Raw genomic sequence first — 11673 nt, 5'->3', positions numbered from 1 at the left:
GTGACCCAAACAAATCCTCTTTTAACAAATTTCGATTTACCACCTTACTCAGAAATTAAAGCAGAGCATGTTGAGTCTGCTATTGATAGCGTACTAGAAAGTAATAGAACAGCTATTAAAAATTTATTGGAAAACCCACCGACAGAGTTAAGTTGGGAAAACACTGTACTATTATTAGATGAAATAGGGGAAAAACTGAGTCATACCTGGAGTCCTATTAGTCATCTTAATGCTGTAATGAATAATGCAGAACTACGTAACGCTTATGAAGCTTGCTTACCTAAGCTCTCTGAGTATTCCACAGAAATGGGACAAAATAAGCAGCTATTTGAACGTTATCAAGCTTTAAATAACAGCCCTGTAGCTAAACAATTCTCAACCCCACAACAAACTATTTTAAAACATACGTTAAGAGACTTTCATTTATCAGGTATTGATTTACCCGTTGATAAACAAAAACGCTATGGTGAAATTCAAGCTAAACTATCTGAATTAAGCAGTAAATTTTCTAATCAACTATTAGACGCAACTCAAGCATGGACAAAACATATCACTGATGAACAAGCACTAACTGGCATTCCTTCATCAGCTAAATCGCAAATGGCACAAGCCGCACAAGCCAAGAACTTAACAGGCTGGCTAATTACTTTAGAGTTTCCTTGCTACTATGCCGTTATTAGTTACGCTGATGATAGAAAGCTTCGTGAAGAAATTTATCAAGCCTATTGCACGCGTGCTTCTGATCAAGGGCCAATAGCTAATAAATTTGATAATGGCCCTATTATGCAAGAAATATTAGCATTAAGACATGAATTAGCCCAATTACTAGGCTTTGCTAATTATGCTGAACTTTCTTTAGCTGACAAAATGGCTGAAAATCCTCAGCAAGTATTAACCTTCTTAAATGATTTAGCCAATCGTAGTAAGCCTTTTGCAGAGCAAGATCTCAAAGAATTACGCAACTATGTTGCAGAGCAAGGTATTACGGATATGCAAAGTTGGGATGTTAGCTATTATAGTGAAAAACTAAGAGAGGCTCGCTATAGCATTTCTGATGAAACATTACGCGTTTATTTCCCTATTGATAAAGTATTAACTGGGCTATTTACATTAGTAGAAACACTTTACAACATTCAAATTTCAGAATTACACAATTTTGACACATGGCATCCTGATGTAAGGCTATTTGAAATCAAAGAGCAAGGCAAAACGATTGGTCGCTTTTTCTTTGATTTATATGCTCGCTCCAATAAAAGAGGGGGAGCATGGATGGATGGCGCCCGTGATCGCTATCAAAACAGTCAAGGACAAATCATTACGCCAGTAGCTAATTTAGTTTGTAACTTCATGCCTGCTAGTGAAGGTAAACCTGCACTATTAACACATGATGAGGTGACTACTTTATTTCATGAATTTGGCCATGGGTTACACCATATGCTTACCCGTATAGAACACTTAGGGGCATCAGGTATTAATGGCGTAGCTTGGGATGCAGTGGAGTTGCCTAGTCAATTTATGGAAAACTGGTGTTGGCAAGAAGAAGGATTAGCCCTTATTTCTAGCCATTATGAAACAGGTGAACCTTTACCTAAAGACTTACTGGACAAAATGTTAGCTGCCAAGAACTTTCAAGCTGGCTTAATGATGGTGCGCCAGCTAGAGTTCTCCCTATTTGATTTTGAGCTACACACTTTCTATGGTGATAAAACGGTTGAACACGTATTAAATGATGTACGTGAACGAGTAGCAGTATTAAAACCACCAGCTTACAATCGTTTTGCTAATAGTTTTGCACATATTTTTGCAGGTGGTTATGCTGCTGGTTATTACAGCTATAAATGGGCTGAAGTACTATCTGCTGACGCATTTTCCCGCTTTGAAGAAGAAGGTATACTTAATCCAGAAACAGGCCGCTTATTCCGTGAAACTATTCTAGCCAAAGGTGGTTCTCAAGAGCCTATAGAGTTATTTATTGAGTTTCGAGGTCGTGAGCCAAGTATAGAACCGTTACTACGTCACTCTGGTTTTATAGAAGAGGTAGCCTGATGAAAACACCTAAACGTTTTATTGCAGGGGCAGTTTGCCCCTCTTGCAAAGAAATGGATAAACTAATGATGTGGTCAGAAAATAATGTACCACATAGAGAATGTATGGCCTGTGGCTTTATGGATACATTAGATGAGCAAGGGTTAAGTATACCTGCTGAACCCTCAACACGCATTGCTCAACCTACTCCTATAGCACAAGAGTCAAAACCTATCCGCTTTTTTCCTAATCCTAAATTAAACAAGACGTCACACTAGCCATCAGCAAGGAGGCAACTATGGGATTTTTTTCAAAACTGTTTGGCAAGACAAACTCACCAGCAAAGCTATCTAAAAAAGAACTTACAGAAGACCTTGTTAAACAACTTAAACACGCTAATCCTGATATTAATGCTACTATCTTAGACGCTGATAATCCTGACAAGATAAGTGTCAGTATTGAACGTCCAGAAGGTGAACCTATTATTTTTTATCCCGACAACCTTTATTATGCTTATCTACAAGGTAATGAAGATTTTGATGCTTATAAAAACAATATTATTCAAAATATCTGCGATATATTCCATGCAGTAAACGAAGAACCTATTTTGCTACCTGCTATTAAACCTATCAGCTGGCTCGATGAAATCTATCGAGCAATTCGTCAGGCTGATCCAAATGCAGAAAAAGACCCTTTAGTTTATCTTCCTTTGGCAGGTGATTTAATCATTGTTTTTGCTTTAGATATGTCTACACGCATGTCTTACCTTTATCAAAGCCAATTAACAGAATATTCAGCTAATAACGATCTACAAGCTATTTATCAACAAGCATTAGAAAACTTTAAATCTAAGCTTGATCATATAGAAATACATACTTCAGATATTGGTTCTACCCTCTGCCTTGATGGTAATTATGATGCCAGCTTAGTGTTAATGCTTGATCAACTGTTGCCTAGCCTTGAGCTAAAAGGCGAACCAATTATTGCGATAATCGCTCGTAATCAATTAATTATTGCTGATAGCAATAATCCTGAACAAGTTTCTATGCTTAATCAATATGCAAAACAACAAATACAAGAAGCACCTTATGCACTCTCTGCCGAGTTATTTTGCCTAAAAGATAATAAACTTAGCCTATATAACTCACTGCAATAAAATATAAATGATCTCTTTAATTCTAAAATGTATTATGGGCGTTATTGCTGTGCTGCTAATCGCCCTTTTATCTAAATCTAAAAGCTTTTATATAGCGGGCTTAATCCCTTTATTTCCAACATTTGCATTAATTGCACATTATGTTATTGGAACAGAAAGATCACTAAATGATTTACGAGCTACCGCATTATTTGGTATATTCTCTCTCATTCCATATGCTGTTTACTTATTCGCCGTATATTGGTTAAGCATAAAAACAACATTAACTATAACACTTATTACAGCTACACTTTTGTGGCTAATTGCTGCCATTATTTTGTTATGTTTTTGGCAATTTTTTCATTAGTTGAAATTAACCATTATTAATTTCTAACTAATGTATTAAAGTTAAAGAACTATTGCTAAAGGATTATTATATGTTGTGGCACATTTGTATCATTATTACAGCACTAGTGATCTATACAGTTTTACTTTATGGCTCCAACATATATGGTTCTAGTCGTTCATCTTCTTTATCACCAACACCAAGAAAACTTCTCTACAGTCTATCCTTCACAGTATATGGCAGTGGTTGGATATACCTAGGCATCACTGAAAGTGGTAATACCCATTTATGGGACTTCCTTCCCTTATTTATTGGACCAATTTTTATATTTGTTTTTTTCCATCGTGTTCTCGTTAAAATACTCGTTATCAGCCAACAAGAAAATGTAACCTCCGTCCCAGATTTTATTGCAAAACGTTATGGTAATAGTAAACCTTTAGCAATCATTGTAACTATTCTCTGCCTAGTAGCTTTTATTCCTTATATTACCTTACAACTTAAAGCAACTATTACTATCATTGCTGTATTTTTCGAACAAAGCATAAGTTACTCTTTTACCACCCAACATTATCTGACTTTAATTATTTTACTCATTTTTGCCTTTCTAATTGTTACTATTGCAGGTAAACAAGGAAATATTGTTGAGGGACAATATAAAAGTTTACTTTTTACTTCTACTGTTGGTGCCACATTAAAATTACTTGCTTTTATTAGTGTTGCCATTCTTGCCTGTTATTTACTCTCTTCAGGTATTAACAATACAGGAAAACCAATTAATCTTGAGTTATTTAAAGAAGTTTTTCGAATTCATAAATTAAACCCTGCAGAGCTTATATTACAAACAATGATTATTATGATGGCTATTGTTTGTATTACCTATCTATTTCAAACCGGTGTTACCAAAGCACAAAAGCCAAAAGATTTAGATTCCGCACGTTGGATCTTTTCACTTTATTTACTGATTATGGCTATCTGTGTAGTACCTATCATTATGGCAGGCTATCTACTGCAAAATGATATTGGCGACCAATATTGGCTTATTACCATACCTATGTATGAGTCATCAAACCTACTAATTTTACTTGTTTTATTAGGTGGTTTTTCTGCAACTGTAGGTTCAACCATTATTTGTTGTTTTTCTTTATCAAGAATAATTTCTAATCGTGTATTTTTAAATAGCCAATCATCTTTATCAAATCTCTCTGTTCAACAGCTACAACGATTTCGTTGGATGTGTAGTATCCTTATTCTAGCATTGGCTACGGCCTGTTATCTTTGTCTTTCACCCAATAATAGTTTAAGTGATATTGGATGGATTTCCTTTGCTGGTATTGTTCAACTATCGCCAGCCATGGTAGGGGCACTGTATTGGAAGCCAGCTAATAAACAAGGTGTGCTCGCTGGACTTATAATAGGTGCAGCTATCTGGTGTTATACACTGATGTTGCCTTTACTATTACAAAAAGATATTAGTAATTTTTCTATAAATAGTTTACTTGCATGGTTGCAATACCTTTTACCAATTAAGTTATCCTATATAACTTTCTGCACTGTGCTAGCCTTATTAGTTAATTTTACTATCTTTGTTTTCTTTTCTCTTATCTCTAAAAAACGAGTAACTGAGCATTGGCAAGCAACTAAATTTATTAATCAAAATATTAATATTGATGACAACACCTTAGTAGTGAAACTAGAAGATTTAATTGCACTTACTGCTCGTTTTATTGGTGAACGAAATACTTTAGAGCTGTTTGAAAATTTTGCAGAGAAACAGCAATTATCCTTTGATTTATCTAGTAATGCTGACCCAGAGTGGATCTATTACACAGAACATGTGTTAGCAGAAAGGTTAGGAAGCTCTACTGCCAGAGCAATGGTTAAATCAGCCATTGAAGGCCATGAAATGCAAATGGAAGATGTTTTACTTATTGTAGATGAAGCATCTGAAGTATTGCGTTTCAATCGATCATTATTACAAGGTGCTTTAGAACATATCACACAAGGCATTAGCGTGATAGATAAATCACTACATCTTGTGGCATGGAATCAGCGTTATATTGATTTATTTGATTATCCTGAAGGACTTATCCAAATAGGTAGGCCTATTGGTGATATTATTTACTATAATGCCAAACGAGGTATGTGTGGTACTGATAATTCTGAAGAGGCTGTAGTTTCTCGGTTAAAATGGTTATCTTTTGGTAATCCACATAAATCTGAACGCGTATTCCCTAACGGTCGAGTTATTGAAATCATTGGTAATCCTATGCCTGGTGGTGGATTCGTAACCAGCTTTACAGATATTACCGCTTATCGACAAGCAGAGCGTACATTACAAGAAATTAATGAACACTTAGAACAACGTGTTAATAAACGCACTAAAGAATTATCCAAATTAAACACAGCACTTATTAAAGCAAAAAGTAATGCAGAACAAGCCAATGAATCCAAAACCCGCTTTCTAGCGGCTGTAAGCCATGACTTAATGCAACCATTAAATGCTGCTAGGCTGTTTGCCTCCTCTTTGACACAAGAACATTTACCAGCCACTGCTAAAGAATTAATACATCATTTGGAATCATCACTGCATTCTGCAGAAGAATTAATCTCTGATCTATTGGATATCTCTCGACTAGAAAGTGGGCGTATTACACCAAAGAATGAAACAATTGCATTAAACGATTTGTTTAACACACTCAATACAGAACTATCTGCTTTAGCACCAGAGGATATTACTTTTAAAGTACATCCCTGTAGTTTATTTATAAAAAGTGATAGTAAATTATTAAGACGTATTTTACAAAACTTTCTAACCAATGCTTTCCGTTATGGAGAAGGTAGAATAGTTTTAGGCGCTAGACGCATTAAAGATCATGTGCGGATTGAGGTATGGGATCAAGGTAAAGGTATCCCTGAAGATAAGCAAAAAATTATTTTTGAAGAATTCAAACGGTTAGATAGCCATCAAACACGTGCAGAAAAAGGGCTAGGCTTAGGTCTTGCTATTGCTGATGGTTTTTGTAAACTACTTGATCATCCAATTACTGTTCGTTCATGGCTAGAGAAAGGTACTGTTTTCAGTGTCACTGTGCCTATTGAAGACACTCCCTTAATGCTTGACACAGCACAAATTGATGAAATATTAGCGCCTGCTGTAGCTAACAAGCCAAAACCATCAGCAGTCGCTGTATTATGTGTAGACAATGAGGATACTATTTTAACGGGCATGAAAACGTTATTGTCTCGTTGGAACTGCATAGTTAAAACAGCTCGTAATCAACAAGAATGTGAAGAAATATTAACTAGTGGCTTTAAACCTCAATTATTATTAGTTGACTACCATTTAGACCATGGTTATATAGGCACAGACCTAATAAAATTGCTTCGTGAACAATTAAATAATCCTAAACTACCCGCTATTATCATCAGTGCAGATAACTCACAAGAACTGGCTGATGAGCTACAAATGGCAGGGCTGGATTTCATTAAGAAACCACTTAAGCCTGCTCAATTAAGAGCGCTTATTAGCCTACATGTAAACTTAAAATAATAAAAAAGGCATGTATAAAACATGCCTTTTTATTACTTATACATTCTTAAATTAAGATTTAGGAAAAGCTAAGCGTCTTACATTGGCAATATTCTCAACAATACGAATAACTTGTGAGCTATATCCGTACTCATTGTCATACCATACATAAAGAACAGCATGATTATCAGTACAAATAGTTGCTGCAGCATCAACAATACCTGCATGACGTGAGCCCACAAAATCACTAGAAACTACTTCTGTTGAATCAATAAAATCTATTTGTCTATGTAATTTAGAGTGTAATGCAACATCTCTTAAGAAGTCATTTAACTCTTCTCTAGAGGTTGATTTACCAAGATTTAAATTAAGAATAGCGAGTGATACATTAGGTGTTGGTACACGAATCGCATTACCTGTTAACTTGCCTGCTAATTCAGGTAGCGCTTTAGCTGCTGCTGTTGCTGCACCTGTTTCCGTAATTACCATATTTAATGGTGCACTACGTCCACGACGGCTTCCTTTGTGGAAGTTATCAATCAAATTCTGGTCATTAGTGTATGAGTGGACGGTTTCTACATGACCATTCTCAATACCAAATTGATCATTAATTACTTTTAATACAGGTACAATGGCATTAGTAGTACAAGAGGCAGCAGAAAGAATCTTATCATCTTTGGTAATTAAACTATCATTTACACCATAAACGATATTCTTTAATTTACCTTTACCAGGTGCCGTTAGAATAACACGTGACACACCTTTACATTTTAAGTGTTGGCTCAAACCTTCTTCATCACGCCATTTACCAGTATTATCAATAACAATCGCATTGTTAATACCATATTGGGTATAATCTACTGTACTAGGCTCGCTTGAGTAGATGACCTGTACTAGATTACCATTAATTGATAATGTATTATTTTCTTCGTTAACTAACACGGTACCATTGAAAGCACCATGCACAGAGTCACGTCGTAATAGATTGGCACGCTTCTCTAAATCATCATCTGAGCCCTTACGTACGACAATAGCACGTAATCTCAAACCATCACCACTACCTGTTCTTTCAATCATAATGCGCGCAAGCAAGCGTCCAATACGACCAAAGCCGTAAAGCACAATATCCGTACCACAATCTGTTTGTTTATCAGCTGGCTTATCTATGATATCGGCCAACTCTTTGCGTAAGAACTGTTCTGGTGTTAATGATTGCTCTTCACGGTACTTGACAGCTAACTTACCAAGATCAATAGAAGCAGAACCTAAATTAAGCTCTGTCATGATTTTTAATAAAGGATAAGTTTCTTTTACAGAAAGTTCTGCTTCACTACCAAAACGATAATGGGTGGCGGCATGAGTTTGTAAAATAGAGACAACAGACTGATTGATTAGGCTAAAACCATAAATTGATGTAACAACATGATTATTACGATACAGCTGACCTACTAGCGGGATCATTGTTTCAGCTAACGCTTCACGATCCGTCCAATCAGTAAGACATTGTTGTGATGTTTGAGACACTAGGCACCTTCCATTTGTTGATTAGAGGATAAATGGTTGCCCTATTATGCCAAAAATAAGGCCATTCCATCAATGAAAAGGAATGGCCTTTACTAGGAAATTTAAATAATCCAAATAATCCAAATCACAAAGGCCAGTAATAACCACTGTTCAAGGTAATAACGGAAACGGTTTCTTTTCTTTAATTCTTTTCCACGCTCACGAATTTTATAAAGAAAACCAAAAGCTTTATTAATACCACCTAGTTTATCACCATCTTCATTAGGAGAAGCAGCAGCTCCTACTACATTTTTACCTACCCAATGATTAAATTTGGTTGCCCATTTATATTTTAAAGGCCGATCCATATCACAGAAGAAAATTAAACGGCGATGATCTGTCATATTTTCAGCATGATGAATATACGTTTCATCAAAAATAACACCTTCACCATCACGCCATGAATATCGCTCACCATCTACTTCAATAAAACATCTATCATCATTAGGTGTATCAAGTCCTAAATGATAACGAAGAGAACCCGAATAAGGGTCACGATGCGTTACTAAACGTGCTCCTGGTGGTAACTCAGTAAACATAGCGGCTTTAACGGTTGGAATATCTTTCACTAACGCTGTAGTAAAAGGACATAACTCCATAGCTGAAGGATGGCTATCGCCATACCATTTTAAATAAAAACGCTTCCAGCCCTTGCGGAAAAAAGAGTTAAAACCTGCATCATCGAGCTTATCAGAACCTTTTACTTTACCAGCCTCTAATAAACGTTCACCTTCTTCTTTAATTTTCTGCCAATTTTCCTCAAAAACCTTTAATTCAGGATAAATATCTGTTGAATAATACGGTTGACTAGGTAATTTAGAAGTTAAATAAATAATAGAATTTAGTGGTGCTAAGAAAGTTGAATGATCTTTTATTTGGCGAGACCATTTATGACGAACACGACCACGATAATGAACAAATAGAACACTAGCTATTAACAATCCTACAATGATAATTTTCAATTGCTGTACCCACCTACTATTCTAATCAAAATATAATAAGCTACTTCTATAATACTTTAAATAAAACATTATACTAATAGCGAATAGTTTGTCCCCTAATTCCCTCAAATAGAACGACAAATACCTGTTAAATAATATGTGATTCTTTAGCTAATGCATTAAAAATAACAAGCTGTTTAGAAAAATCACCATATTGCTCTTTATCCGCATAGTAATTTGACTGATGTTCTGCTACATATTTAGCTATTTCTATTAGTTTTGGATAAATTTCTTTCACATCCATAGGGCTGATATGTAATTTATTTTCTAATAAAGTAAACAAACCTGCTGCTGCTAGTGCTCGATTCTCTGGTTGTAAGCCTGGTAATCTCTCTACTTGCAACACATAATCAGCAAAAACACTGGCATAATAATGAAAAACCTTTGGAGGCATAAAATGTAGTCCATCTACACAACGATCTATTGACTCCACAAAAACCGACTTTAAACTTTCTGCATCTTTCCCTGCGTATAAATCATATGCTTCTTGACAGTCTAGTTCCGTTTGATAATCAGCCCAATCAGCCTCTGTTGGTATGGTAGTGTTAATCACTATTACATCCTCAATCAATTAAATTATTACTAAACACGATATTAATTAAAATTTATTACTTGTTCACAGGCGTAAATCAATGATAAAACTAAACATCCAATAAAAAAGTTACTGGACCATTATTTATCAAATGAATTTGCATATTAGCACCAAAACAACCTGTTGCAACAGGTGTATATTTCTGTTTTGCTTGTACTAATAAATAATTAAATAATTCCTCTCCTAAAGCAGGAGAGGCTGCGGTAGAAAAACTGGGGCGTAATCCACTTTTAGTGTCTGCAACTAGAGTGAATTGTGATACCAACAACAATCCACCATTAATATCTGCCAATGAACGATTCATCTTATCATTTTCATCAGTAAAGATACGATAGTTTAATAACTTATGTAGCAGCTTATCAGCTTTTGCTGGTGTATCATCTGGTTCAATTCCTACTAATGCAAGAATACCGATACCAATTTCACCTATTGTTTTATCTTCTACTGCCACACGGGCTTCAGTTACTCGTTGAATTAAAGCCTTCACTCACTTATCCCTTATTTTTCAGTTAATAGCTTTTCAGCCATAGCATGTGTAGCTTTTACTAAGGCATCCACTGTACCCACCTCAAATGCTGAATGGCCTGACTCACGAATAATATTAAGCTCACTATTTGGCCATAACTTATGAAGTTGCCAAGCATTATCGAGGGGACAAATCACATCGTAACGACCATGAACTATAATACTTGGAATATGGGCTATTTTGTCCATATCACGCAGTAATTGATTAGGTTCTAAAAAAGCATTATTTATAAAATAATGGCATTCTATACGAGCCATAGCTAAGGCTTTTTTAGTTTCCAGAAAACTTTGTGTAATTTTAGGATTAGGCGCTAAAGTAATAGTACTTCCCTCCCAACCTGACCAAGCTCGTGCAGCATTTAATTGAGCAATCTCATCAGTACCCGTTAAACGCTTATAAAAAGCTTGTACTAAATCACCACGTTCCACTTCTGGAATAGGTGCAATATAATCTTCCCAATAATCTGGGAATAAATAACTAGCACCTTTTTGATAAAACCATTCAATCTCAGTTGGTCTGCATAAAAAGATGCCCCGTAAAATCAATCCTAAGACTCTTTCAGGATGCGTTTGTGCATAAGCTAATGCTAAGGTAGAACCCCACGAACCACCAAACACTACCCACTTATCAATAGCTAACTCTTTACGAATAAGCTCAATATCTGCCACTAAATCCCAAGTCGTATTATTTTCCAAAGAGGCATAGGGTGTTGAACGACCACAGCCACGTTGATCAAACGTAATTATTCGATAAATAGTGGGATCAAAAAAACGGGCACTATTTTCATCACATCCACCGCCAGGTCCGCCATGTAAAAATAACACTGGCAGACCTGTCATAGAACCACTCTCCTCAATATATAGTACATGAGGTGATTGCACAGCTAACTTATGTGTAGCATAAGGCTTTATCTCTGGAAACAGTGGCTGCATGATTTTTATTGATCCCTTATCAAA

General features: G+C 35.7%; 10 protein-coding genes. 5 read left to right on the top strand and 5 right to left on the bottom strand.

The features are described 5' to 3' along the window. The 5 genes from prlC to ACQVD9_RS01450 all read left to right on the top strand — a co-directional run bounded on the left by prlC (nucleotide 1) and on the right by ACQVD9_RS01450 (nucleotide 7056). Nucleotides 1-2046, top strand: coding sequence for an oligopeptidase A (gene prlC, locus ACQVD9_RS01470; protein ID WP_264747137.1), 2046 nt, complete (start codon nucleotides 1-3; stop codon nucleotides 2044-2046). Then, on the top strand, nucleotides 2046-2303 hold the full coding sequence (locus ACQVD9_RS01465; RefSeq protein WP_264747136.1) for a YheV family putative zinc ribbon protein: 258 nt from the start codon (nucleotides 2046-2048) through the stop codon (nucleotides 2301-2303). The genes prlC and ACQVD9_RS01465 overlap by 1 nt, the downstream gene beginning before the upstream one ends. A 20-nt stretch (nucleotides 2304-2323) precedes the next feature. Further along, nucleotides 2324-3181: a DUF1444 domain-containing protein gene (locus ACQVD9_RS01460; protein WP_264747135.1), complete on the top strand. Its 858-nt coding sequence runs from the start codon at nucleotides 2324-2326 to the stop codon at nucleotides 3179-3181. Between the two features lie 10 nt (nucleotides 3182-3191). Beyond that, nucleotides 3192-3527 (top strand): GlpM family protein, encoded by a 336-nt coding sequence (locus ACQVD9_RS01455; protein ID WP_413774186.1) that lies wholly within the window; start codon nucleotides 3192-3194, stop codon nucleotides 3525-3527. A 70-nt stretch (nucleotides 3528-3597) separates the two neighbouring features. Continuing rightward, complete coding sequence (locus ACQVD9_RS01450; protein ID WP_264747133.1) at nucleotides 3598-7056, top strand: hybrid sensor histidine kinase/response regulator; 3459 nt, start codon at nucleotides 3598-3600, stop codon at nucleotides 7054-7056. Nucleotides 7057-7107: 51 nt separating this feature from the next. Here the strand turns inward: ACQVD9_RS01450 and ACQVD9_RS01445 are convergent, their stop codons facing one another. From ACQVD9_RS01445 to pip, 5 genes are all read right to left on the bottom strand, one after another. Then, complete coding sequence (locus ACQVD9_RS01445; protein ID WP_264747132.1) at nucleotides 7108-8559, bottom strand: glyceraldehyde-3-phosphate dehydrogenase; 1452 nt, start codon at nucleotides 8557-8559, stop codon at nucleotides 7108-7110. Between the two features lie 101 nt (nucleotides 8560-8660). After that, entirely contained in the window at nucleotides 8661-9560 is a 900-nt protein-coding gene (locus tag ACQVD9_RS01440; RefSeq protein WP_264747131.1) for an aspartyl/asparaginyl beta-hydroxylase domain-containing protein, read from the bottom strand. Between the two features lie 127 nt (nucleotides 9561-9687). Further along, entirely contained in the window at nucleotides 9688-10152 is a 465-nt protein-coding gene (locus ACQVD9_RS01435; RefSeq protein WP_264747130.1) for a hypothetical protein, read from the bottom strand. An 88-nt stretch (nucleotides 10153-10240) separates the two neighbouring features. Continuing rightward, nucleotides 10241-10678: a D-aminoacyl-tRNA deacylase gene (dtd, locus tag ACQVD9_RS01430; RefSeq protein WP_264747129.1), complete on the bottom strand. Its 438-nt coding sequence runs from the start codon at nucleotides 10676-10678 to the stop codon at nucleotides 10241-10243. A gap of 11 nt (nucleotides 10679-10689) precedes the next feature. Further along, nucleotides 10690-11649 (bottom strand): prolyl aminopeptidase, encoded by a 960-nt coding sequence (pip, locus tag ACQVD9_RS01425; RefSeq protein WP_264747128.1) that lies wholly within the window; start codon nucleotides 11647-11649, stop codon nucleotides 10690-10692. Nucleotides 11650-11673 lie beyond the last annotated feature (24 nt).

This window comes from Entomomonas sp. E7T21 (genome assembly GCF_058693955.1).
The sequence above is the reverse complement of the archived record's forward strand: the minus strand, read 5'-3'. Positions and strand labels throughout refer to the sequence as shown.

Bases quoted from the DNA above. Each gene is read 5' to 3' on its own strand.
- ACQVD9_RS01465 (WP_264747136.1), top strand. From the start codon at position 2,046: ATGAAAACACCTAAACGTTTTATTGCAGGGGCAGTTTGCCCCTCTTGC.
- ACQVD9_RS01460 (WP_264747135.1), top strand. From the start codon at position 2,324: ATGGGATTTTTTTCAAAACTGTTTGGCAAGACAAACTCACCAGCAAAG.
- ACQVD9_RS01450 (WP_264747133.1), top strand. From the start codon at position 3,598: ATGTTGTGGCACATTTGTATCATTATTACAGCACTAGTGATCTATACA.
- pip (WP_264747128.1), bottom strand. From the start codon at position 11,649: ATGCAGCCACTGTTTCCAGAGATAAAGCCTTATGCTACACATAAGTTA.